We start from the raw sequence: 25,741 nt of genomic DNA, 5'->3' as shown, positions 1-25,741 counted from the left end.
CATGCAATTATGCGATAGCATTTTGAGTTATGGATAAATTTAAAATAACAACTATCTTCTTAGTTAGAAAATCAAAAAACAGTAAAGATAGCAGGCTAGCTATCTTTTTCATATTCTGCACTGCTGCTGTAAGCAGACACTGCTCTTGCACATTTTCTAATCCACGCATATGGCAATAGCGAAGCCCATGCAGTTGTTTTGAATCTGCGAAGCTTCGCTCTATAGTTTCTTTTCTTCTTCTATATATATTTCTGCCTTTATCTGTTCTGGTGAACTTTACAACATCTTCTTTATACGTTTCCCAAACATGTCTTCTAATAGTTTTAAACTTGCTTTTTGCAGAAAAGCATTGAGCTCTGTTTGGACATATGTCGCAATATTTTGCATTACCAACATATTCTTTATATCCTTCTCTTGTTGTTGTTTTATAATGTAAAGCCCTTAAGTCAGGGCATACGTAAATGTCCTGCTCTTTAACATATTGGAATTTATTTTTTGTGTACATTCCTTTTGTATGTGGAGACCTACGGTATCCCATTACAGATTTTAATTCCCTCTCATATAGTTTTTTACATATAAGATTTGTAGCATAACCAGCATCTGCACCAACATATTTTGTATTAAAATTAAACTTTTTTATTTGCACATCTAATCTATCGATATAAGGATCAACATCATTTATGTTTCCAGGAGTAACATACACATCAGTAATTATATTATGTCTGCTATCGACAGTTCTGTGATCTAAATATGAGAAGCCTTCCGGCTTGCCATCTCTCATCATATATCCACTGTCAGGGTCGGTTGTGCTAACTTTAGTTTCTTTTATTTTGGTAACAGGTTCTTTTTCTTTTAAAGGTTTTTTACCATGGTTTATTCTATCTTCTTCTACTGCTTTATTAAGTTCAGCTATATATTCTTTCGGCGTTTTTTCAACTTCAATTTTCACAAGCTTTCGCTTATTAGCATTTGCTTTTAGGTGTGTAGAATCTGTGTAAAGTATTTTACCGGTTACCATCTTAAGATTTATAGCCTTAAATACTACTTTGTCAAATATTTTTTGAAACACATCTGTACCTTTAAACCGTCTACGTCTATTTTGGCTAATTGTTGAATGATCTGGAATAGGATCAGTAAGACTTAGTCCTAGAAACCATCTATAAGCCACATTTACTTCAATGTCCTTTACAAGTTGTCGTTCAGATTTTATTCCAAATAAGTACCCAATAAACAGCATTTTAAAAAGTATAATAGGATCTACGCCAGGTCTTCCATTATCTAAGCAGTAATATTTTTTAGTCAGTTCTCTTATAAAAGAGAAATCCATGTATTTATCTATATTTCTCAGAATATGGTCTTTAGGAACTAAATCTTCTAAATACACCATTTCTAGTTTTTGTTGTGTGAAGTTCTTTTCATTAATCATAATAATGCCCTCCGAATTATAAAGTTTGTATACTATATATATTCGACATTGATGTCCTAAAATCCTTTTTGAATATGAAAAAAACACTCCAATTTTAAATTAGAGTGTTTTACATTTTATGTTTGTCAACGGTCTGAGCCACTGCTTTGCAGTGGCTCAGGTTGTTTACAAACCCAGTATAATTTTTTTATTATACTGGGCTTTTTACATGCAATTATGCGATAGCATTTTGAGTTATGGATAAATTTAAAATAACAACTATGTTCTTAGTTAGAAAATCAAAAAACCTTAAAGATAGCAGGCTAGCTATCTTTTTCATATTCTGCACTGCTGCTGTAAGCAGACACTGCTCTTGCACATTTTCTAATCCACGCATATGGCAATAGCGAAGCCCATGCAGTTGTTTTGAATCTGCGAAGCTTCGCTCTATAGTTTCTTTTCTTCTTCTATATATATTTCTGCCTTTATCTGTTCTGGTGAACTTTACAACATCTTCTTTATACGTTTCCCAAACATGTCTTCTAATAGTTTTAAACTTGCTTTTTGCAGAAAAGCATTGAGCTCTGTTTGGACATATGTCGCAATATTTTGCATTACCAACATATTCTTTATATCCTTCTCTTGTTGTTGTTTTATAATGTAAAGCCCTTAAGTCAGGGCATACGTAAATGTCCTGCTCTTTAACATATTGGAATTTATTTTTTGTGTACATTCCTTTTGTATGTGGAGACCTACGGTATCCCATTACAGATTTTAATTCCCTCTCATATAGTTTTTTACATATAAGATTTGTAGCATAACCAGCATCTGCACCAACATATTTTGTATTAAAATTAAACTTTTTTATTTGCACATCTAATCTATCGATATAAGGATCAACATCATTTATGTTTCCAGGAGTAACATACACATCAGTAATTATATTATGTCTGCTATCGACAGTTCTGTGATCTAAATATGAGAAGCCTTCCGGCTTGCCATCTCTCATCATATATCCACTGTCGGGGTCGGTTGTGCTAACTTTAGTTTCTTTTATTTTGGTAACAGGTTCTTTTTCTTTTAAAGGTTTTTTACCATGGTTTATTCTATCTTCTTCCACTGCTTTATTAAGTTCAGCTACATATTCTTTCGGCGTTTTTTCAACTTCAATTTTCACAAGCTTTCGCTTATTAGCATTTGCTTTTAGGTGTGTAGAATCTGTGTAAAGTATTTTACCGGTTACCATCTTAAGATTTATAGCCTTAAATACTACTTTGTCAAATATTTTTTGAAACACATCTGTACCTTTAAACCGTCTACGTCTATTTTGGCTAATTGTTGAATGATCTGGAATAGGATCAGTAAGACTTAGTCCTAGAAACCATCTATAAGCCACATTTACTTCAATGTCCTTTACAAGTTGTCGTTCAGATTTTATTCCAAATAAGTACCCAATAAACAGCATTTTAAAAAGTATAATAGGATCTACGCCAGGTCTTCCATTATCTAAGCAGTAATATTTTTTAGTCAGTTCTCTTATAAAAGAGAAATCCATGTATTTATCTATATTTCTCAGAATATGGTCTTTAGGAACTAAATCTTCTAAATACACCATTTCTAGTTTTTGTTGTGTGAAGTTCTTTTCATTAATCATAATAATGCCCTCCGAATTATAAAGTTTGTATACTATATATATTCGACATTGATGTCCTAAAATCCTTTTTGAATATGAAAAAAACACTCCAATTTTAAATTAGAGTGTTTTACATTTTATGTTTGTCAACGGTCTGAGCCACTGCTTTGCAGTGGCTTTTTACTTTTAATTGATTAATTACATTTAAATATTATTTTTTTCTCGGATTATTTATTTCAGCTTGAGCCGCTGCAAGTCTTGCAACCGGAACTCTAAATGGTGAACATGATACATAATCAAGTCCTACATTATGACAGAATTCAACAGAAGATGGATCTCCACCATGTTCTCCACATATCCCAAGTTTTATACCAGGATTAGCCTCTCGTCCAAGAACAGCTGCCATTTTGACGAGTTTGCCTACTCCTGTTTGATCTAATTTTTGGAATGGATCAAATTCATAAACTTTCTTTTCATAGTAATGTTTTAAGAAGTTTCCAGCATCATCTCTTGAAAATCCAAAAGTCATTTGTGTTAAGTCATTTGTTCCAAACGAGAAGAAATCAGCTTCTTTTGCTATTAAATCAGCTGTAAGTGCGGCTCTTGGTATTTCAATCATTGTACCAACCATGTATTTTAAATCAATGCCTGACTCAGCTATGATTTGATCAGCTACCCTTACTACTATCTCTTTAACATATTTTAATTCTTTAACTTCCCCAACTAAAGGAATCATTATTTCTGGAACAATATTGTATCCTTTTCTAGTCTTAACATCTATAGCTGCTTCAATAACCGCTCTAGTTTGCATCTCAGCTATCTCAGGATATGATACTGCAAGTCTGCATCCTCTATGTCCCATCATTGGGTTAACTTCATGCAATGATTCAACAGTAGCTTTTAACTCTGCAAAAGTTATTCCCATGTCTCTTGCTAATTCTTTTATATCTTCATCAGCATGCGGTAAAAATTCATGTAGCGGTGGATCTAAAAATCTGATTGTAGTTGGTCTTTCTTCAACTTCTTCATAGATTCCTATAAAGTCCTCTCTTTGCATTGGTAATAATTTTTGTAATGCTAATCTTCTTGAATCTTCATCTTTAGCAACAATCATTTCTCTTATAACCATTATTCTATCGGTATCAAAGAACATATGCTCTGTTCTACATAGTCCTATACCTTCAGCTCCATATTTAACTGCTTGAGCAGCATCCCTTGGAGTGTCGGCATTAGTTCTAACTTTTAATCTTCTTATTTCATCAGCCCAGCCCATAAATATTTCAAAATAACCATTTATTTCAGGCTCAACCGTTTTAATTGTTCCAGCGTATACATTCCCTGTACTTCCATCCATTGAAATAAAGTCGCCTTCATTATATATCGTTTGTCCAATTTGGAAACTCTTAGCTTGTTCATTAACTTTTAAGTCTGAGCATCCAGCAACACAACAAGTCCCCATTCCTCTTGCAACAACCGCAGCGTGCGATGTCATTCCACCTCTCACTGTTAAGATACCTTCTGCAGCAACCATACCTTCGATGTCTTCTGGTGAGGTCTCAAGCCTTACAAGGATAACTTTATTTCCAGCTTCATGTTTAATTTTTGCATCTTCAGCTGTAAAGTAAACTTTTCCACAGGCAGCTCCAGGAGATGCTGGTAAGCCTTTAGCTATTACTATAGCTTTCTTTAATTCTTTTGCATCAAAGTTAGGGTGGAGTAATGTATCTAGTTGTTTTGGCTCGACCTTCATTATAGCTTCTTTCTTTGATAACATTCCTTCTTCAACGAGTTCTACCGCAATTTTTAGTGCAGCTTGCACCGTTCTCTTACCGTTTCTTGTTTGTAAAAAGTATAATTTTCCATCTTCGATTGTAAACTCCATATCTTGCATATCTTTGTGGTGAGTTTCGAGAGTCTTAACAATTCCCATGAATTCTTCATATACTTTTGGCATATCTTTTTCAAGTTGTGATATATCTTGTGGTGTTCTTATCCCTGCAACGACGTCTTCCCCTTGTGCATTCATTAAGTACTCAGCATATATCCTTTTTTCTCCTGTAGATGGATTTCTTGAGAAAGCAACACCCGTTCCTGATGTTTCTCCTTTGTTACCAAATACCATTTCTTGAACGCTTACCGCAGTTCCCCAATTTCCTGGAATATCATTTAATCTTCTATATACATTTGCACGAGGATTATCCCATGATCTAAATACTGCCGAAACAGCCTCTATTAACTGACTTTTAGGATCACTTGGAAATTCTTCACGTTTATATTCTTTGTAGAATTCTTTAAATTGTTTAACTAATTCTTTTAGGTCACTCGCATCTAATTCTGTATCAAATTTTACGCCTTTTTCTTCTTTCATTTTATCCATCATGTTTTCAAAGTTTCTTTTTTCAATATTCATAACAACATCAGCAAACATTTGGATAAACCTTCTGTAAGAGTCATAAGCAAATCTTGGATTATTCGTTAATTTTGCCATAACTTCTACTGTATCATCATTTAATCCAAGATTTAAGATCGTATCCATCATACCAGGCATCGATGCTCTTGCCCCAGATCTAACTGATACAAGTAATGGATTTTCTAAACTTCCAAACTTCTTTCCTGTAATGTTTTCAAGTTCAGCCATTTTAGCATGAATTTCATGAGTAATCTCGGATGCAATCAATTGACCATCTTCATAGTATTTATTACAAGCTTCTGTAGTTACTGTGAATCCCTGTGGAACCGGAATCCCAAGACTTGTCATATCTGCAAGATTTGCACCTTTCCCACCTAAAAGGTTTTTCATTGACATATTACCTTCGCTAAATAAGTATACATATTTTCTGTTTTCCATTTTAACCCAACTCCTTCTAAATTATATATGATAATTAGTATATAAATATACCATTAACTACAATCAACACCATATTAACGAGATTTCGGAAGGAAAGTCCCCTTATGAATTCGTTAATGTTACAGATTCGCAGAAGATTATTTAACTATACTCAGGCTTTTTAAAATGGTATATATTTGAAATAAAACGTTTCCACAAAATGATATTATACTAAATTTTTACATACCCTTCCTACTATTATACCACGTTTTTACAATCAAATGTATCATAATTTAATCACTTTTTGTTTAAGATATAGTTAGATTTTCACTTATATAAAGCCAGCAACTAATAAGTTGCTGGCTTTATATAAGTGAAAATAGCATTGATCAAAGTTTTAAAATATAGAAAAGAGAGTACATTAGTTACTCTTTTTCTTCTTCTTTTTTCTGCTCATCAAATTTTACAGTATATTGATATACATTTTCATTATTGATATCTTTGATATCTTTGCTACCTTTGCTAAGACTGTCTTTTGTATCATTAATTTTTTCTATTACATCTTCACTTATATCACTCACTTTGCCTTTTACATCTTCAACTGTGTTTTTTATAATAGTATTAATAAACTCCACAGAACCGTCCTCTTTAGTTATCTCAATATTAACCTTTGTGATTACTGCTGTTAATAATCCTATGCCAATTAAAGAAGGCATATATAATCCAACGAGACCTGCTGCAATACCAGCATTAACAGGTATATCTATAATCACAGTTTCATCTTTTTTTATTTTTATTCTTGTTACATTTCCTTTTCGTGCTATATTCTTTATCCAAGTTACAAATTCATCCTTAGTCGTGTACATTTCTTTCATATTAAATTTTTCAGTTTTTTTTTGTTTTGCTTCGATATAAATCAAAGCATTAACTACATCACCATCACATTCTTCTAAAGCTTCCTTAGCATCAGTGTACGTAACTCCTGTTCGTTCTTTAACAATATCAATCTTCTCTAGTGTAATTTCTGCCATTAAAATATTCCTCCTTATAATTTATCCAGTTGTAAATAACAATTATTCATTGTTATTCACCCACTTATAAAAGTGGGCGACTTTCCTTTTGAAATGTCATTAAGTAATTAAACATTTCTAAGCTCTTCGGCTTACGTGTATAATTTTGGGAAATAATAAAGGATAAAATTTTATACAACTCGAGCTTGGATGTTTTTGAAACAATAATTCTATTAATTTTATCCATACCAAAATTGTTTAAGAATTTTAATGTATTATATGTAGGATTTGAAATATATATACTATTTAATTTTTCACACTCTTTACAAATTGGACCATAAGATATTAAATCAATGTTATTAGACATGGTTATTTTTTTTCTACATTTAACGCAGTAGTTAAAATTTAATGCATAACCTGTTGCCTTTAGAATTCTTATTTCAAAAGTTCTGGCTAGGACTTCTATATCCATAACGTCATTTTTTATGAAATAAAAGGCAGTAACTAAATTTATAAAAAGTTCTTTATTAACCTCTTCATTCTCCATTGTTATATCAATTAATTCATTAAAATACGAGGCATAAGTAATTGTATCTAGGTCCCTTAATAATTGCTGAAAAGAATCTATAATTGTAATTTCATTTATTGTATATAAATTTTTCCCTTTAAAAAGCACAAATTCTCCATAGCAGCAAGGTAAGGTCGATGATATATATCTGCTTTTATTTTTTCTGGCTCCCTTTGCTATGGCTGTTATTTTTCCAAATTCTTCAGTAAAAAGCCAAACTAACTTGTCAGTCTCTTTAAACTCTTGTGTCTTTATAACAATGGCCCTAGTTTTTAAAATTGACAGAAAATCATCCCCTATTTATATCCTAACTCTTTCAATATACTTGAAGTATCTCTCCATTCCTTCTTTACCTTTACCCATAATCTCAGATGTATGTTTTCTCCTAATAATTTCATTATATCTTGTCTTGCATAAGTAGAAATTTGTTTTAGGGTTTTTCCACCTTTTCCAATTATTATTCCCTTATGAGAATCTTTTTCGCAAAGCAGATTAACTTCAATATTGTAGATCTCTTTTTTATCTCTTTTCATAGAAATAATTTCTACTGCTATTCCATGAGGCACTTCTTGCGATAATAATTTCAAAGCTTTTTCTCTTATAATTTCAGTAATAATGAATCTTTCTTGCTGATCTGTAATCATATCTTCTGGGTAATATAAAGGTCCCTCTGGAATGTGCTCTTCTACAAGTTTAGTAACTATATCAATATTTTTACCTTTTATGGCCGCAATTGGTATTATTTCTTTAAAATTAAAATACTCAGAATAACCTTGAATAGTTTTAGCTACCCTCTCTTGAGTATTCTCATCAATCTTATTAACTAATAAAAACACGGGTATCTTAGTATCTTTAAATTGTTCAAGAATATGCATATCACCTTTATCAATTTCATCTCCTGGCGTAGTTATAAATAATATAACATCTACTTCACTAGCAGATTGCTTTGCTACTTTAACCATATATTCTCCTAGTTTATGTCTAGGTTTATGCATTCCTGGAGTATCTACAAATATTATTTGAGATTCTTTAGTAGTTAAAATGGTTTGTATGTTATTTCTTGTAGTTTGGGGTCTATTAGACACAATTGATAATTTCTCCCCCATAATATAATTTATTAATGTAGATTTTCCTACATTAGGTCGTCCTATAATAGTTACGTATCCCGATTTAAACATATATCCTCCTTTTGATTATCTTTAGTAAATAGTATTTATTAATTATTTGTTATCTTACTTTAATAAATCTTCTTTAGTAAAAGCACCTGGTAAAATTTCATCCATAGTCTTAATTATATAATTTTCTTCATTTTTTACTAATATAATATCAATATCATTTGTGGCAAATTCTACTATAACTTGTCTGCAAATACCACATGGATAGGTATTAGTTGACATATCTCCAACTATAGCAATAGCCTTGATTTTTTTATGCCCCTCAGATACAGCTTTGAAAATTGCTGTTCTTTCGGCACAATTAGTAGCTCCATAGGAAGCATTCTCAATATTGCATCCAGTATATATTGACCCATCTTCAGTAACAACTGCTGCGCCTACCTTGAATTTCGAATATGGCACATATGCATTTACTCTAGCATCTATTGCTATTCTAGCTAACTTTTTATAATCCATTAGTACACTCCTATTCAAATAATTTGACAGTTATTCTTCACATATACACGAAAAATCACGTATACCAATTATATCACTAAATATTAGTATTTCAATAATATTATAATTATATTTCGGATATTAGTCATTAGACATAAAAAAATTAATTATCCTAAAATTTTAAATAGTAGCAATGTTAATAAAGTCCCAAAAACACCACCAAAAACCACTTCTAAGATAGAATGAATTTCTGAATCAACCCTACTTTGTGCAACAATTACAGCTAGCAAGTATGATAACACCATAATTAAAGGTTCATTCGTTAATAATGTTATGGCTGTAGCTACTGAAAAAGCTATGGTACTGTGACCGCTAGGCATTCCTCCTCTTAGTGGTGTTCCTTCGCCATAAATTGCCTTAACTATTACTGTAGCAATGCAAATTATAACCAGCATAAAAAAAATCATGTCAGGGTCAGATTTTTTAAGTTTTAACATAACTGTCATATTAAAGGGAGTTATTCTATCCCAAAATATCACATAACCAACTAAGACTGAATTTATAGCGGTTACTAGTACTGCGCCTGCAGCGACATTTTTAGCAATTTTGGCTAGTGGATGATAAAAATTTGTTGTAGCATCTATGGCACATTCTACTGCCGTATTTATCATTTCAGCAACTATGACCATTGTTATAGTCATGGTAATAATTAAAAGTTCAATCTTTGACAAATCATAAAAAAAAGTGGCAGTAAGCACTACTATTGTAGTTAACATATGTATCTTCATATTTCTTTGCGTGCGAATGGAATATATGATTCCTTCAATAGCATAATTAAAACTATCAACTAATTTCTTAACCTTCATCCTTAACCACCTTTAAAAATATTCTCATGCAGTAAGACACATGAAACTAACCATAAGTGTATCCTACCTAGATATTTTAAAATTGTTCAATATTTCTTCTTCTCTTTTTCTCATAATATCTTTTGGGTCTTCCTCCATGTGGTCATAACCTAACAGATGTAAAATTGAATGCACTGTAAGATACGCACATTCGCGAGTAAATGAATGACGGAACTCTTCACTTTGCTGCTTCGCTTTTTCCAGGGATAATGCAACATCCCCAATTACTAGCCTTTCATCATATAAATCACTTTGGTCAAATTCATAATTTACATACACATCTTTAAACACCTTATTTTCTGGATAATGTAACATAGGGAAAGATAGCACATCTGTAATTTTATCTATTCCCCTATGCTCTAGATTTATTTTTCTGATTTCTTCGTTGTCAATAAATATAACACTTACCTCATTATCTATAAAAAGTTTTTCTTCTTTAAGCGTATACTCAATGACATCTTTTATAATAGTTTCAAGTTCACTCGAAACTTCAATCTTATTTTGCCTATTATCAATAAAAATCATACTTATTTTTACTCCTTTATTCTAGCCTCATCTTTTTATCTTCATGTTCCTTATCTTTTTGCCATTTGTCCATTGGATACTCTATTCTCTCATGGTATATTCCAGAAAGCGCTTTTAAAAATGCCTTTCTTATCTTTTCTAAATCTTTTAAAGTTAAATCGCAATTATTTAGTTGCCCATCATTAAGTCTGCTTTTTATTAGCTTATTAACCATTTCCTCAACTTTACCTTTCGTAGGATTTGGAATTGATCTTACAGCTGCTTCCACTATATCTGACAACATTATAATTGCCGCTTCCTTGCTTTCAGGACTCGGTCCCTGGTATCTAAAATCTTCTTCTTTAATTTCATCTGGATTGTCACTAGAGTTTTTCATAGTTATATAAAAATAATTAACTAAAGTCGTCCCATGATGCTGCCTAATGATATCTTGAATTACTTTAGGTATTTTAAATTCTTTTGCAAGCTCTAACCCATCCTTTACATGAGAAATAATTATAAGTGTACTCAAATTTGCAGTTATTCTATCATGTGGATTATCATTCCCTAATTGATTTTCTTTGAAAAAATATGGTCTCTTTATCTTCCCAATATCATGATAATATGCAGCAGCCCTTGCAAGAACCGGATTCGCTCCAACAGCTTCTGCTGCAACCTCTGACAAGTTAGCTACAAGCACAGAATGATGATAACTTCCTGGCGCCTCCAAAAGTAGCCGCTTTAGTAGTGGGTGATTAGGGTTTGATAGTTCCAAAAGTTTCACTGTAGTCACTATATCAAAAAAGCTTTCAAAAAACGGCAAAAATCCTATAGTAAGTACCCCAGATATAAGACTTGCAAGATACACTAGTCCTGCCTTTTTTAAAACATCAATTATACTATTGCTTAGCAAAAATCCCATAGATAGATACACCATAAGGTTTATTATTGCAATATATATAGCTGAATATAATATATCGTTTCTTTGTTGCATTTTCTTTAATATCATTACCCCAACAATAGAATTTAGCACAGCTAATATTGTTATTTCAAAATTAAAATTAACTGCAACACTAATTAGAATGCAATTAAGAATATTTAGAGCTATTGATACTTCATCATCAATTAAAATGGTCATAAGCATTGGCACGCAAGCTAATGGAATTACAAACAAAGAAATTATGCCTAATGTCCTAGCCAGTAGTATAGCTATGATGCTAAGAAGATTAATCATAACTAATTTTTTTGTATCATTAAAAATTGCCGTATGATACTTATATAAATAAAACCATTGAAGTAATATTACTAGACATACAAGCGCTGCTACACTTGTATATAATGACCATTCAAAATTACTAGTATTATCTAGAAGCCCTAATGATTCTAAAAGTGTTTTTTGCTCTGAGGTTATTGGTTCGCCCTCTTTTACAATGATCTGATCCTTCTTAATCATAACAGGTTTAACATTTTTCCTTGCTTCTTCTATTAAGACATCTGTACTTTTTTTATCATAAATCGAATTAGGACGAACTTCTACATTTGCGACAGACATCCCTATTGTTCTTATTTCCTTAGGAAAATTTGAGTTATTAATAAGTGTAGCAATAATCCCCTTTGCCAATATAATTTCTTCAGGTTTATTTTCATTTATTGTTGTTATATCATAAAGGGTTGTTATCGTATCTTTAAGAAATATTTCTAATTCCTTGGCTTTTTTAATTTCTAAATTTACTAAAGTCTGATAATTTTCATCGGTAAAATTAGGAATTGGGTTGCTCTTTTTGAGTGAATCTATTTTTTCCTTTTCCGATAATGTTTTTTTAGAGGCGTCTACGCTATTATTTGTGGATGATTTACTAGTGTTTAACTGGGACACTGCTGAAAATAATTTACCGATATTTTCTATAGCCTTGTCATTTACTGAAACTTTAATTGTTTTTTTCCCTACACTCTCTACAGCTTTTGTTTTATTGATTTCTGTGGCTCCTTCATTTTCAACTTCCCTAGGAGCTTTTATATCTACTTTTGCAATACTTCCCACATTTATTGTATACTTTTTTGGAACTAAAGCTGTTACTAAAATTGAATACATTATAATCGCCGTAACTATAAAAATCAAATATGGTTTTGCTTTATTAAGCTTCATAAGTTCCCTTATATTTTTCATATCCCATCCCCACCTTTTCTTCTCGAGTAAACTATAAAAACATATTTTTTTCTTAATATTTAATGTTTTTGAGATGCATTATTTTTTTTCGGGTATACTCACTTTTTCGGGTGTTATTTCTCCTTCTGAAGCAATATTTTCTTCAGCAACTACCACCACTCTTATTAGATACTTATCTTTCTCCTTTTTTACATCTTTAATTTTATCTATTACCTTTACACTTTTATCTAAATTTTTTAAAATATTAGAATACATCCCCTCTACTACCTTACCCTCATCCGCAGGTATATTTTTTTCTTCAATTTCATAGTAGATTTCTTTATTTATAAACTTACTGTTATTTTCTATTTTATCATAATTACTATATGGAATTATGTTATTTTTTAGATAAATTTTTTTATTTGCAAATTTAATATATAGATTGCTTATACTGTTTCCTGTTTTAACCTTTGATATATTGTTTAATGGGACTTCTTTAATCTCCTCGTAAAAAGTTTTTGCTATAACTTCCCCCTTAGCATGTACAGGATAAACACTTTCCTCCTTGCCCTGCTCTCCTTTAACTAACAGCTCCCCCTTTTGTATCATTTTCCCGGCTTCTACAACGGCTGTACCTTCCGTAGTGTATACTCTAACTACCATACCATGTTTGCTTGCTACTAAATTACAGGGTGTTTGGTTACTAATTATAATAGGCGGTGATTGTCTTTCTATTACATCGACTTTTAGCTTAACACCGTCAATCCTTGCTTTTACCCACATTATTTCATCATTACTTCTTGTGATTTTATTTTCAATATCATAAACATCTATATTTTTCTTTTTAAGTCCTGGTCTTATCCCAAATCCTTTAATTTGTTGACGCAATTCATATGGGCTTATATAATTTTCCGTATTGATTTCTATATTCCATACAAATGTAGATAAATAATATATTACGCTCCCAAACAAGATTACTCCGAGTAGAAGTGCAGATCGACTTCTTAGTTTTATTAAAAAAAATGATACTCCGCTCCTTACTATAATTTTAACTCTAGTGTCTGTCCGTTTTGCCACTTTACTAATCTCTCCATAGTCGCTTAATCTCACTTCTAAAACTACAGTTGTTATATTTATTTTTTTTATATTCTTAACTGGAATACCATTTGTCCACAGTAAATTTATAAATTTTTCTGGCATTAATGATTGTATTTCCATTGTGATATTACCTTTTTTATATTTTTTAAAATTATTCATGACTTTCATACACAACTGACTTAAAGTTGCCACTCAAAGTTATTGTGTTTCCCCCTATAAATAGTATTTTAAAATTTTTACCGTATATCGAAATCGGACCCACATTGGAATTTATTTTTATTTCTTCTTCTTCAAAGATTACTACACCCTTATGGTTTTCTATATTTATTTCACTGTTAGCTAAAATAGTTATTTTCGGTAAATCTAACAGGATATCTCTTGGCAATTCTAACTTACTTGCTATAATTTCTTTCGTTTTATAAAATTTATTATCCATACACTCACCTCATAAAATACTTCGTGCACTCTCGGAAACTCTTAAGGTACTGCTAACTCTTGATTCATTTTGCTCAAAAATCAACTTCACCTCAAAAATTCGTGGTGCCTCATATTGTACGAATAACCTAGAAAATTTAAGCTATTCGTATTACTTTTAATCTTTTTTACTTAAACATTGTGAAATAAGACTTGACAGCTAGTAAAAATTCGCAAAATTAAATATGTATATTTTTTTACATTATTTCATTTGCGAGGAGTGTTTTTATGTTAACTGTTAAGGTTTCTCATTCTCAATATCAATATTTTCTTGAAACATTTTTAGAAAAATTCTATATTCAAACCAATCAACAAATCACTTTGTTTGAGCGTAGTTCACAAATAACTAAAATCTGGTCTACCGACCTAACCGGAATTGTCCCTCTAATAGAAAGTACTTACTCTAAATCTAATCAAGGGGCTCCGCCCAAAGATGCGGTAGCATTACTCAGGTCACTTATTATCATGGCTTATTGTAAAGAAACTAGTATATCATCTTGGGTAAAAACATTACGTTCAGACCCTTTCTATTCAATTTTATCTGGCTTTATACCCGCTTGCTATTCAGACTCTAAAGCCGAAGGCATACATGTTGACCGAATTCCTGGTGTAGGTACTTTTTATGATTTTATGGATAGGCTGATTCATAAGGATAAGATCCTTAATAAATCCAAACTGCGTAAAATTAAACGTAAACCACGTAAAAAACAAAAGAAAAACCAAAAGATGAATAACTCCAAGTCTGGTGTAGTTGACCGTTTAGTTAAAAGAATCTTAAAATATGATAATTCAAAGCTCCTTGACAGAAGCGAATCCAAAATGAACAACATACTTAAAGAATTATTTGTTATTCCTTCTTTATCAATGGGTATTTTGGGCGATCCTTCTAAACTAAATATTGCTGGCGACGGAACCTGTATGCCAACACAGGCTTCGCCTTACGGTAAAAAAGTTTGTGATTGCAAACTTAAACCAGGAGAACATTGTGACTGTTATCGAAAGTTTACCGACCCCAGTGCTAGCTGGGGTTGGGATAGCTTTAATGAACATTATTACTATGGTCATACCTATCACGGATTTACTGCCTGTGATAGCTTTTACAGCCTACCTATCCATATTAAATTTGTTAGCGCGGCACGCCATGATGCTGTTACTGGCGTTTATGCACTTAAAGAACTTGTGGATTTATATCCTGAAATTAAATTTCATTCTGTAGCCTTAGATTCTGCTTATGATGCTAATGCTTTTTATCTTTTATGCATGCATTATGGAATAAATCCTATTATTGATTTAAATTCACGTTCTTCAAAACCTTCATCAAATAGTGAATTTGTTAAACTTGATAAGAATGCTATTCCACACGGAACTGTTTGTGGACATCAGCTTCGTAATTGGGGAATTATTAGTAAACAATATAGACATAAATGGTTATTCCCAGTTCAATGTGAAAACTGTGAAAAATGTCCTATGAAAAGCAATAAATCTTATTACACTAAAACATTAGACAACCCAAGGTATTTCACTCCAATATTAAGAGGTTCAAAACAATGGAAATCTCTTTATAAAAGACGTTCAACTACTGAAAGATGTTGGGATAGAATAAATAACAATTTTCATGCTGAAGATGCAATTATTTATTCTGTTGGGTGTAGAATAACAAGGGTATTTCTTGGTGCATTTTGCTGTTTCATAGATGCTTGGGCATCAGAAAGATTAATAGCCCTTGCCGATATTTTCCCAACTCTTAAAAATATAGCTGCGTAATTTAAAATAAATTTCAATTCAATAACCAGCCTACGGCTTTTTTAAAATAGTGTATAAAAAAGTCTTTTTGTCATGTCCGTAATTAATTCAAATATAACTTTTCATTCAAATAAGCACTTTTAATACTTAAATATGGAAATTGTTAATTATTGTTTTCCGACTATACTATACTTCATATTAAATTTATGAAAAAAAAGTCTAACAAATTACAGTTTTTAAATTTTAAAATTTTTTTCAATAAAAAAAAAGACTCAGCAACCGCTGAGTCTTTCATTTATTCAAATACTATTTTACTATTTTACTATTTTACTATTTTACTATTTCACTAATAAGCTTACCATCTGCATTGCTTATAACTTTAAGCAATAAGGCAAACATAATTTTTTCAATGTATTTTATGCCATTATCCACCAATTACACAACTGCCTTTTTGAATAGCTCTATAATTTCTAATCTAGTTAACTGCTGAGGAAGGCACTCTAACATTGCCTGTTTCCATTTTAAAAATTTTATTTAAATTTTCTCTTTCTTGCAGCTTCTGATTTCAACTTTTTCTTAACGCTTGGTTTTTCATAGTGTTCTCTTTTTCTTACTTCTCCGAGCACTCCACTTCTTGCGCACTTCTTCTTAAACCTTCTTAAAGCATTCTCAATTGTCTCGTCTGCTCCAACCTTAATTTCTGACATCATTATCCCTCCCTCCGCTAGCTCAATTCAATTTAAAAGCAGCTAATGCGGGGCCTAAATAGCACATTTTTTATTATACAACACACTTTTACATTATGTCAACATTTTCATTGCTGTTTTGTTATATATAAAATACTTTTAAAAATTCAACATTTTGTAAAGTAAATTAGAATACCGCCTCATTATTTGTTTGAATAAACCTTATATGCTAACCAGGTGGCCACTTAAGCACTCTTCCACCCAACAGATGAAAATGTATATGTTGAACGGTTTGTCCCCCTTGTTCTCCACAATTAGTTATAATTCTATATCCACTATCAGCAATTCCTAGAATTTTTACAATTTTCTTTGCGACAATAAATATATGACCTATTACTTCTGATTCCTCTTGTTTTAAGCAATTTAAGTCAGCAATATGCTGCTTTGGAATAATTATAACATGTACTGGTGCCTCAGGGCTTATGTCCTTAAATCCTATAACTTTTTCATCTTCATAAACCATTTCACAAGGGATTTGCTTTTTTACTATTTTACAAAAAATACAATCTTCCTCTTCCACATAATCACCTCCTTGCATAACCTTAGTTATATTATAGTATTCAACATATTTTTTTTTTCTCCTGCTACATATATTTATTGCTCAAAAATTTTATAATTCTTGCACTTCCTATCATTGCTTCTGATTAATACTAATTTACCGTACATCCTAAGGCAGCGATTTAACTTTCATTACACCTTCCCTCCCAAGTCTCCCAGTTCATACATTATAAGGCTTAAACATGTAAAGCCTGCAGTCTCAGTTCTAAGTATTCTCGGTCCCAAAGTAACGATCCTTGCTCCTATTTCTTTAAGTTTTAATATTTCACTTTCTTCAAATCCACCCTCTGGCCCTATTACAATAGCAACTTTATTAATATGTATCTTCTCTATATTTTCTACTAATTTTTTTATACCATAACCTTCTTCATTTTCATAGGGAACCACTACTAAATCCATGTACTTTAGTTCTTGTAACAAGTTGTCAAACTCTATAGGAACATTAATTTGAGGCACCAGACTTCTCTTGCACTGCTTGCAGGCTTCAAGTGCTATCCTATTCCATCTATCCACCTTTTTGAACTCCTTAAGATCAGTTTTAACTACTACTCTCTCTGTAATTATAGGTGTTATTGCCTTAACCCCAAGTTCCGTATTTTTTTGAACTATTAAATCCATTTTTGTTGATTTAGGCATACCTTGAAATAAGTATACTTCAATAGGACTTTCATTATTTATAGAATTTTCTTCTAATAAATTTATATTTACTGCCTTTTTATCTATAAAGGTTATTTCACCTACATATTCTTTACCTTCACAGTTATTAACACTTACCTTATCCCCGATTTGAAGCCTTAATACCTTATATATATGTTTTACATCCTCACCATCAATAACAGCATTGTTTCCATCTATACTATTTTTTGATACAAAAAATTTATGCATTATTTATTCTCCTTAAGCCTTGGTACATTCAAATAAATACACTGTTCTATTTTCATGCACCTTATTTTGCTATAACTTTGCGACTATGCAAACCCATTCACCCTCTATATTTATTTCTTCAATTTTAAAGCCACACTCAGTTAACTTATTTATTACATCATCTTTTTTACTTAAAATTATCCCTGAAGATATAAAATATCCACCTTCTACTATAAACGCCTTAACTTGCTGCGTCAAAAATATAATTATATCAGCCATTATATTAGCTATAACTATATTCGCTTTTCCTTTAACAACTTCCATTAAGTCTCCGTATAATATTTCAATGTTACCTATATCATTGTAGCTAACGTTTTGTTTTGCAGAGTCTACTGCTACTGGATCTAAATCAACTCCTATGACTTTCTTAGCCCCAAGCTTAGCCGCAGCAATAGCTAATATCCCAGAACCTGTTCCTATATCAAAAACTGTTGAGTTAGCGTCCACGTGCCTCTCAAGTGCCTTTATACACATTCTAGTAGTCTCATGAGATCCAGTTCCAAAAGCCATACCTGGATCTAGTTCCACAATTATTTCATCGGTATTTTTATTGTATTCTTCCCATATAGGCTTTATAACTATCTTTTCCCCTACCTTTATTGGTTTATAATACTTTTTCCAGTTATTTTCCCAGTCTTCTTCATTTACTTTATCTGCCGTTACAGATCCAGCACCTTTGTCTAACCCACACTTTGGCAAATTATTTACCCCTGCTTTAATATCTTCTAAGTGCTTTTCAAATTTTTCATCCTTTTTATAGTATCCCTTAATTACAACCCCACTCTTTGTATCTATAATAGTTTCATCAAAATAGTCCCAATCTGTAGTATGATCCCGTCTAAAAATCAAATCTAAAGGATCTAAAATAGAGACCCCTTCGACTCCCGTATTGTATAACATTGCAGATACAGCTTCAACAGCCTCACTACTTGTTATTATAGTTACTTCAATCCAATCTTTATTCATTATTAATCTCCTTATTTATAATAAAAAACTCCGTTTTACAAAACGGAGTTTTTATTATTATTTGCCAAATATTTTATCTACAATAGACTTTTTATTTTCTTCAAAAAAATCTACATTCTCGCCACTAGCTTCCATAAATAGTTTTAAAGCTTCCTTTTGCTTATCATTCATCGCTTTTGGAATATCAACAATAACCTTTACGTATTGATCTCCTCTTCCATGTCCGTTTACTCTAGGTATTCCCTTACCCTTAAGTCTAAATACAGTCCCAGATTGTGTTCCTCCTGGAACTTTGTATTTAACGTCTCCATCAACGGTTGGCACTTTAATCTCAGTTCCCATAGCTGCATACCCAAAGCTTATATGAGATTCTATATGAATATCAGTTCCATTCCTCTTAAAACTTTTATGAGGAGCTACTCTAATATTTATATACAAATCTCCTGATGGGCCACCTTTTTCACCCTGTTCCCCTTGACCTCTTAGAGGCATAACATTTCCAGTATCAACTCCACCTGGAACATCAATTTTAATTTTTTTGTTTTTTCTCTGTTTCCCAGAACCATGACAAGTTTTACATGGCTCAGAAATCATTTGCCCCTTGCCACCACACTTATCACAAGTGCTCATGCTAGCAAAACTTCCAAAGGCAGTGTTTCTCTGTACTTTTATCTGCCCAGCTCCCCCACATTTATCACATGTTTTAGGCGAAGTACCGGCTTTAGCACCACTACCACTGCAATCCCCACATTTTTCATTTCTTGTAATGGATATCTCTTTTTCTACCCCAAAAACGGCCTCTTCAAAATGCAGGTTTAGATTATATTCTAAATCTGCACCTTTTTTAGGTCCATTCTGATTTCTTGAAGAGAATCCTCCACCTCCAAATATGTCGCCAAATATATCTCCAAAACCACCAAATCCTGAAAAATCAGAGCTACCTTCAAAGCCTGCTCCATTTGCATCAGCTGTACCATATTGATCATATCTTGATCTTTTCTCTGAATCAGATAAAACTTGGTACGCTTCATTCATTTCTTTGAATTTGTCTTCCGCCGCTTTATTATCTGGATTTCTATCTGGATGATACTTTAATGCACCCTTTTTAAAAGCTTTCTTAACTTCTTCCTCACTGGCACCTCTTTCTATGCCAAGAGTTTCATAATAATCTTTTTTTGACATCTAGCTTTTCACCACCTAAAATATATATACTTCTATATTATAAACTAATCTCTAATATAAAGTAATCCTTAAAATAATTTAACCATCACTATTATATAGTTTTTCTATGCATATTGCTAATATTTCTTTACATAACTCATCTCCTGCGGAGCTGTTTACATTAAATCATATCCTGCGGAGCTGCATATCAATGACTTCATAGGGATATTTTTACTCCCACTGAAGTTTTATTCTTGTTAAGGTATTTAACTCCCACTTATATAAGTGGGAGTCTTTCCTCCTGAAATGTCATTAAAATAAGGGAAGGGTAGTTACCCATCCCTTATTTTAAATTGATTTTACTAATTATTTATCTTCTTTTTTTTCATCTTCTTCTACTTTAAAGTCAGCATCCACTACATTGTCATCTTGATGAGCATTTCCATCTGCGTTAGTTTCGCCTGGGTTTGCTCCTTGCTCTTTTTCAGCTTCTGCTTGATATATTTTTGTAGTTACTGCATAGAAAGCCTCAGTTAATTCTTCAGTAGATTTCTTAATAGCTTCTATATCTTCTCCGTCTTTAACTTTTTTAAGAGCTTCTAATTTAGCATCAATATCTTTTTTATCATCTTCTGTTACTTTTTCTCCAAGCTCAGTTAAGCTTTTTTCAGTTTGGTATACTAACTGTTCTGCATTGTTCTTAACTTCAATTTCTTCTTTTCTAGTTTTGTCTTCTTCTGCAAATTTTTCTGCTTCTTTTACTGCTTTATCAATTTCATCATCACTTAAATTAGTTGATGCTGTAATTGTTATCTTAGCTTCTTTTCCTGTTCCTTTATCTTTAGCTGATACATTGACTATACCGTTAGCATCTATGTCAAAAGTAACCTCTATTTGTGGAATTCCTCTTGGTGCTGCAGCAATTCCTGAAAGGGTAACTCTTCCTAAAGTCTTGTTACCTGCAGCCATTTGTCTCTCACCTTGAACAATGTTAATTTCAACTGATGTTTGACCATCTGCAGCTGTTGAGAATACTTGACTCTTTTTAGCTGGGATTGTAGTATTTCTTTCAATTAAAGGAGTAGCTATTCCACCTAGAGTTTCAATTCCTAGTGTTAATGGAGTTACGTCAAGAAGTAAAACATCTTTAACTTCCCCACTTAATACTCCCGCTTGAACTGCTGCACCGAGTGCTACACATTCATCTGGATTTACTCCCTTTGAAGGATCTTTTCCAGTAAAGTTTTTAACTGCTTCTTGAACTGCTGGTGTTCTTGTTGAACCACCTACAAGTACAATTTTATCTATTTCATTAAGTGATAACCCTGCATCTGCAAGTGCTTTTTTCATTGGTTCTATTGTAGCATTTACTAAATCGTGAGTTAACTCATTAAATTTAGCTCTTGTTAAATTTATATCTATATGCTTTGGACCTGTTGCATCTGCAGTAATAAATGGTAGATTAACATTTGTTTGCATTGATGATGATAACTCAATTTTAGCTTTTTCAGCAGCTTCTTTTAATCTTTGAAGTGCCATTTTATCATTTCTTAAATCTATTCCATTATCTGCTTTAAAAGTGTCGGCTATGTGATTCATAACCTTTTCGTCAAAGTCATCTCCACCAAGTTTAGTGTTACCATTAGTTGATTTTACTTCGAATAAACCATCACCAAGTTCTAATATAGATACATCAAATGTACCGCCACCTAAATCATATACTAATATTTTTTGGTTAACATCCATTTTATCTAAACCATAAGCTAGAGCTGCCGCTGTTGGCTCATTTATTATTCTTTTAACTTCAAGTCCAGCTATTTTTCCTGCGTCTTTTGTTGCTTGTCTTTGGCTATCATTGAAATAAGCAGGTACAGTTATTACAGCTTCTGTAACTGTTTCTCCTAAATAAGCCTCAGCATCAGCTTTTATTTTTTGTAAAATATACGCCGAAATTTCTTGTGGTGTATGTGATTTTCCATCAATATCTACTTTATGATTGGAACCCATTTCTCTTTTAATTGACATTATTGTTTTGTCTGGGTTTGTAATTGCTTGCCTCTTTGCTACTTGACCTACTAATCTTTCTCCATTAGCTTGGAATGAAACTACAGATGGTGTAGTTCTTGCACCCTCTGAATTAGAAATTACTACGGGTTCTCCACCCTCCATAACTGCTACACATGAGTTTGTTGTACCTAAATCTATTCCTATAATTTTTCCCATTATTATTTCCTCCTCATATTCCTTTTAGACCATAACAATTATAATTGTTATAATTCTTATATTTTATTATAATATTTTTTTATAATATTTTTTTATAATATTTTTTTTATAATACAAATCTTTAATTTGCAACTTTAACCATACTATGCCTTAATACCTTGTTATCTTTTTTATAACCTTTTTGGAATACTTCTACTATTTCATTAGTTCCATATTGTTCATCTTCAACATGCATTACTGCATTATGAAGATTTGGGTCAAATTCACCTTCTGAGACTAATTCTTCTACCCCTAATTTAGTAAAGGCATCATTAAATTGTCTTACCGTCATCTCCACACCGACTCTTAGATCTTCCCCAGTTCCTTCAACAGAAAGTGCTCTTTCTAAGTTATCAAGTACTGGCAAAACCTCTTTTAAAACATCGGCGCAAGCATCTGTGTATATACCATGTTTCTCTTTTACTGTTCTTTTTCTAAAGTTCTCATATTCAGCAGATGTCCTTAAATATTTATCTTTAAAATCATCTAGCTCACTCTGTAATTTAATGTTTTCTTCTTCTAATTTTTTCTTATTTTTTTTCATATGTTTTTCACTTTCTAAAAGTTCTTCAACTTCTTCTACTATTTCAGCTTCTTCTGCAGTTTCCTCTATAGAACCCTCTGTCTCTTCCATAGTGCTTTGACTTTCGCCAGCTTCATCAACTGAGCTTGAAGCCCCATTATTAGGTATTGATGTGTTTTCTTCTTTTAAATCTTCTTTTAAAATTTCCTGATTATTTGTATTCACTAAATCATCCCTCCATTTCTGGCTCAAAGTAAATCTTTTAATTTTAAAATTTATCTATGGTCATCATAAATTTGAGCTATATTATCATTTAATTCTTTAACTATCCCAGTTAGTACAGATATAACTTTTCCATAAGGTATTCTTGTTGGTCCTATAACGCCAATAGATCCGAGCGGTATTCCGGACGCGCTATAAACAGCTGTTATAATGCTGCATTCGCGAGCACATTCAACAAAATTTTCTCCACCAATTTTAATTGTAATATTACCTGTAATGTCCCCTACTCCTAGTAAACTATTTATACTCTCTTTATTGTCTACTAAAACTAAGAACTCACGAGCTTTAGTAATATTGTTATATTCCGGGTAGTTAAATATATTTGCAGCACCCTGAATATATACTTCCGAAGTCTCAACACCAGACAAACTATCATATAGAGCTGGAATAATTCCATCAAAAATTTCTTGATAAAATGCTAAATCTCTTTTTAAATTATTAATAACTTCTAAATTTATTTGCTCAATTGTAAGCTTTCTCAATCTAAAATTAAGCATATTGTTAAGTTTTGCAATGCTATCACTACCAATAGGTTTTCTAATCTTAATAACATTATTTTTGATGATACCACTGTCTGTAATAATTACAAACAAAATACTCTCAGCATCTAGATTCATTAGTTGAATATATTTTATACAGCTCTTTTGAACAGATGGTGCCTTAACTATAGATGTAAGATTTGTAAGAAGAGAAAGCATTTGTGTTGCTTGCTTAACAATTTTATCAACCTCATATAAAGCAGCATTAATAAGGTGATTTTTGATCATATATTCTTCCTCATTGGATAATTTCGTAAGTTCCATAAGTCTATCAACATATAATCTATAACCCTTATCTGATGGTTTTCTACCAGATGATGTATGCAACTGTTCTATATATCCCAGCTCTTCGAGGTCTGACATTTCATTTCTTATAGTAGCTGGACTAATACCTAAATCGTACTTTTTAGCTATGGTTCTGGATCCAACAGGCTCACCATTATTTATATAATCTGTAATTATAGCCTGAAGTATTTTAATTTTTCTTTCATCCATTTCCATAATATCACCTCTTTTATTAGCACTCACTACAGTTGAGTGCTAACGAGTATGTATTAAAAATATCATTTGCTAATGTATTTGTCAATAACCTTAATTTTTTAATTCAGCCACTATATGTTGATTATATCGGTTTAAATTAAGCATACTACGCTTTCCTTTAATTTTCGTGGTGATATAATATTAATATCTTTAGACAGAAATTTATGGCAATGTATTTATAGAAGAAATTCTGCCATAATCACATTCGATATTTCAATACCTTCATAAGTTAAAAAAATATTGTTATCATTTTCCTCCATGAATCCATTACTTACATATTTATTTATTACTTCCCTATAAACACTATCTATATCTTTGTCAAATCTTTTCCTAAATTCACTTTTGCTTATGCCTACATTCTTTCTAAGACCCATAAACATAAACTCTTCCATATCATCTTTAAATGAATTCTTTATTTTTTCCACTATTGCACAACAATCAACATTTATTTTCTTAATATATTTTTCTATATTTTCTTCATTTCTATACCTAAACCCATCCCTATATGAATGAGAGGAAGCGCCGCATCCTATATATTCGCCCATTTCCCAATATACTAAATTGTGTCTACATGACTTATTGATTTTTGCAAAATTTGAAATTTCATATTGTATATACCCTTTTTCTCTTAAATATTCTATTGTCTGTGCGTACATAGTTCGTTCTATTTCCTCATCCGGAAGCTTTAATGTGCCTTCTTCAAGTCCTTTATAAAAAGCCGTTCCCTCTTCCACTATTAGACTATAGCAAGATAAGTGTTCTGGATTAAGGTTAGTTACATTCTCTAAAGTCTCTATCCACTGCTTAAGCGTTTGAGACGGAAGTCCAAACATTAAATCTACATTGATATTATCAAAACCTAGATTTCTAGCCATTTGAAAGCTTTGTTTAAAATCTTCAATAGTATGGATTCTACCCAGCTTTTTAAGCAAAGTATCTTGAAAGGCTTGAAGTCCAATGCTGATCCTATTTACTCCTATTTTTTTTAAAAAGTTTAATATTTCCCCTGTAAATGTTCCGGGGTTTCCTTCCACTGTAAACTCTAAATCGTCACACATATCCAATCTATCAATACTTTTCCCTATTATTTCCCAGCCCGCTAAAGATAAATAGGTGGGAGTTCCCCCACCTATAAATATAGTTTTTATTTTTTTATCTCTTATACTATTTATTTCTTTTGCTAGAGCTGCGGCATAATCAAGCATACACTCCTCAATACCTGCAAATGACGGAAAATCACAATATAAACACTTCTGCTTGCAAAAAGGAATATGTATATACAACGCAACATTCTTCATAGTTTAAGCCTCACTTTAT

At 31.8% G+C, this 25,741-nt stretch carries 22 protein-coding genes; 1 reads left to right on the top strand and 21 read right to left on the bottom strand.

The annotated features are described in order from the left end of the window. Window positions 1-7 precede the first annotated feature (7 nt). The 12 genes from ACWJKP_RS07610 to yqfC form a co-directional block, all read right to left on the bottom strand. Complete coding sequence (locus tag ACWJKP_RS07610; protein ID WP_224578821.1) at window positions 8-1,426, bottom strand: IS1182 family transposase; 1,419 nt, start codon at window positions 1,424-1,426, stop codon at window positions 8-10. Window positions 1,427-1,640: 214 nt separating this feature from the next. After that, on the bottom strand, window positions 1,641-3,059 hold the full coding sequence (locus tag ACWJKP_RS07605; protein ID WP_462961477.1) for an IS1182 family transposase: 1,419 nt from the start codon (window positions 3,057-3,059) through the stop codon (window positions 1,641-1,643). A 190-nt stretch (window positions 3,060-3,249) separates the two neighbouring features. Next, complete coding sequence (gene ppdK / locus ACWJKP_RS07600; RefSeq protein WP_165414667.1) at window positions 3,250-5,886, bottom strand: pyruvate, phosphate dikinase; 2,637 nt, start codon at window positions 5,884-5,886, stop codon at window positions 3,250-3,252. Between the two features lie 404 nt (window positions 5,887-6,290). Next, entirely contained in the window at window positions 6,291-6,896 is a 606-nt protein-coding gene (locus ACWJKP_RS07595; protein WP_165414666.1) for a DUF4342 domain-containing protein, read from the bottom strand. Window positions 6,897-6,960: 64 nt separating this feature from the next. Further along, a complete protein-coding gene (recO, locus tag ACWJKP_RS07590; RefSeq protein WP_165414669.1) occupies window positions 6,961-7,743 on the bottom strand; it encodes a DNA repair protein RecO in 783 nt (260 codons plus the stop codon). After that, window positions 7,740-8,621 (bottom strand): GTPase Era, encoded by an 882-nt coding sequence (era, locus tag ACWJKP_RS07585; RefSeq protein WP_165414665.1) that lies wholly within the window; start codon window positions 8,619-8,621, stop codon window positions 7,740-7,742. The genes recO and era overlap by 4 nt, the downstream gene beginning before the upstream one ends. A 54-nt stretch (window positions 8,622-8,675) precedes the next feature. Continuing rightward, window positions 8,676-9,074: a cytidine deaminase gene (locus ACWJKP_RS07580; protein WP_165414664.1), complete on the bottom strand. Its 399-nt coding sequence runs from the start codon at window positions 9,072-9,074 to the stop codon at window positions 8,676-8,678. Window positions 9,075-9,220: 146 nt separating this feature from the next. Continuing rightward, window positions 9,221-9,919, bottom strand: coding sequence for a diacylglycerol kinase (locus ACWJKP_RS07575; RefSeq protein WP_165414663.1), 699 nt, complete (start codon window positions 9,917-9,919; stop codon window positions 9,221-9,223). 63 nt (window positions 9,920-9,982) lie between these two features. Beyond that, window positions 9,983-10,483 (bottom strand): rRNA maturation RNase YbeY, encoded by a 501-nt coding sequence (gene ybeY / locus ACWJKP_RS07570; RefSeq protein WP_165414662.1) that lies wholly within the window; start codon window positions 10,481-10,483, stop codon window positions 9,983-9,985. Window positions 10,484-10,499: 16 nt separating this feature from the next. Further along, complete coding sequence (locus ACWJKP_RS07565; protein ID WP_165414661.1) at window positions 10,500-12,629, bottom strand: HD family phosphohydrolase; 2,130 nt, start codon at window positions 12,627-12,629, stop codon at window positions 10,500-10,502. Between the two features lie 78 nt (window positions 12,630-12,707). Next, window positions 12,708-13,865 carry a sporulation protein YqfD gene (gene yqfD, locus ACWJKP_RS07560; RefSeq protein ID WP_224578991.1) on the bottom strand — a complete coding sequence of 386 codons (1,158 nt, stop codon included), beginning with the start codon at window positions 13,863-13,865 and terminating at the stop codon, window positions 12,708-12,710. Next, window positions 13,858-14,142: a sporulation protein YqfC gene (yqfC, locus tag ACWJKP_RS07555; protein ID WP_165414659.1), complete on the bottom strand. Its 285-nt coding sequence runs from the start codon at window positions 14,140-14,142 to the stop codon at window positions 13,858-13,860. Before yqfC ends, yqfD begins: the two co-directional genes overlap by 8 nt. A gap of 266 nt (window positions 14,143-14,408) precedes the next feature. On the opposite strand from yqfC, the gene ACWJKP_RS07550 reads away from it, so the two are divergent. Beyond that, window positions 14,409-15,944, top strand: coding sequence for a transposase (locus ACWJKP_RS07550; RefSeq protein ID WP_224578784.1), 1,536 nt, complete (start codon window positions 14,409-14,411; stop codon window positions 15,942-15,944). A 509-nt stretch (window positions 15,945-16,453) separates the two neighbouring features. Here ACWJKP_RS07550 and rpsU read toward each other — a convergent pair. The 9 genes from rpsU to hemW form a co-directional block, all read right to left on the bottom strand. Continuing rightward, complete coding sequence (gene rpsU / locus ACWJKP_RS07545) at window positions 16,454-16,630, bottom strand: 30S ribosomal protein S21 (protein ID WP_165413737.1); 177 nt, start codon at window positions 16,628-16,630, stop codon at window positions 16,454-16,456. Window positions 16,631-16,838: 208 nt separating this feature from the next. Continuing rightward, entirely contained in the window at window positions 16,839-17,189 is a 351-nt protein-coding gene (locus ACWJKP_RS07540; protein WP_224578993.1) for a histidine triad nucleotide-binding protein, read from the bottom strand. Between the two features lie 170 nt (window positions 17,190-17,359). Further along, on the bottom strand, window positions 17,360-18,112 hold the full coding sequence (locus ACWJKP_RS07535; protein ID WP_165413735.1) for a 16S rRNA (uracil(1498)-N(3))-methyltransferase: 753 nt from the start codon (window positions 18,110-18,112) through the stop codon (window positions 17,360-17,362). A 69-nt stretch (window positions 18,113-18,181) separates the two neighbouring features. Continuing rightward, window positions 18,182-19,117: a 50S ribosomal protein L11 methyltransferase gene (prmA, locus tag ACWJKP_RS07530; protein ID WP_165413734.1), complete on the bottom strand. Its 936-nt coding sequence runs from the start codon at window positions 19,115-19,117 to the stop codon at window positions 18,182-18,184. A gap of 57 nt (window positions 19,118-19,174) precedes the next feature. Further along, complete coding sequence (dnaJ, locus tag ACWJKP_RS07525; protein WP_165413733.1) at window positions 19,175-20,299, bottom strand: molecular chaperone DnaJ; 1,125 nt, start codon at window positions 20,297-20,299, stop codon at window positions 19,175-19,177. 345 nt (window positions 20,300-20,644) lie between these two features. Further along, on the bottom strand, window positions 20,645-22,501 hold the full coding sequence (dnaK, locus tag ACWJKP_RS07520) for a molecular chaperone DnaK (RefSeq protein WP_165413732.1): 1,857 nt from the start codon (window positions 22,499-22,501) through the stop codon (window positions 20,645-20,647). Window positions 22,502-22,622: 121 nt separating this feature from the next. Continuing rightward, the gene (gene grpE / locus ACWJKP_RS07515; protein ID WP_224578995.1) at window positions 22,623-23,288 is read right to left on the bottom strand and encodes a nucleotide exchange factor GrpE; all 666 of its coding nucleotides are present in this window, start codon (window positions 23,286-23,288) and stop codon (window positions 22,623-22,625) included. A gap of 50 nt (window positions 23,289-23,338) precedes the next feature. Further along, window positions 23,339-24,385 carry a heat-inducible transcriptional repressor HrcA gene (gene hrcA / locus ACWJKP_RS07510; protein ID WP_165413731.1) on the bottom strand — a complete coding sequence of 349 codons (1,047 nt, stop codon included), beginning with the start codon at window positions 24,383-24,385 and terminating at the stop codon, window positions 23,339-23,341. 215 nt (window positions 24,386-24,600) lie between these two features. Beyond that, window positions 24,601-25,722 carry a radical SAM family heme chaperone HemW gene (gene hemW / locus ACWJKP_RS07505; protein WP_165413730.1) on the bottom strand — a complete coding sequence of 374 codons (1,122 nt, stop codon included), beginning with the start codon at window positions 25,720-25,722 and terminating at the stop codon, window positions 24,601-24,603. Between the last annotated feature and the right edge of the window lie 19 nt (window positions 25,723-25,741).

The sequence above is a fragment of the Clostridium sp. CM037 genome (assembly GCF_055081095.1).
Note: the sequence above shows the minus strand (reverse complement) of the source record. Positions and strands in the feature narration are given on the sequence as shown.